At 65.5% G+C, this 449-nt stretch carries 1 protein-coding gene; it reads right to left on the reverse strand.

From position 1 onward, the window contains the following. The coding region (locus tag DNK49_RS23395; RefSeq protein WP_120719300.1) for an FAD-dependent oxidoreductase at nucleotides 1-409 on the reverse strand (409 nt) is incomplete at its 3' end. Nucleotides 410-449: the final 40 nt, after the last annotated feature.

Raw genomic sequence — 449 nt, forward strand, 5'->3', positions numbered from 1 at the left:
CGTTGCTCTTGTCGTTCATCGCCACGGCAAGCTTGCGCAGAGCCCCTTCCGTGCCGGCGAGCTTGGCCGTGCCGTCGAAGACCGTGATCTTGTTCTTCTTCATCAGGCCTTTGACGCCGTTGCTGAGCTGGTTCGCGACCTTGCGCGAGCGCTCGACGATCTTCTTGGGATCGAACGACACCTCCTTGACCGACAGGCCGAAGGAGTCGGCGTGCTTGATCAGGCCGTAGACCTCCGACGTGCGCAGCAGCGCCTTGGTCGGGATGCAGCCCCAGTTGAGGCAGATGCCGCCCATGTGCTCGCGCTCGACCACGGCGGTCTTCATGCCGAGCTGGGCGGCACGGATCGCGGCGACGTAGCCGCCCGGCCCGCCGCCCACGATGACGATATCGAAGCTGGTGTCGGCCATGTTGCGCTCCTAGGCCAGCATCGCGGCGGGCTGCTCGATG

Source organism: Parazoarcus communis SWub3 = DSM 12120 (assembly GCF_003226565.1).
Lineage (GTDB): Bacteria > Pseudomonadota > Gammaproteobacteria > Burkholderiales > Rhodocyclaceae > Parazoarcus > Parazoarcus communis.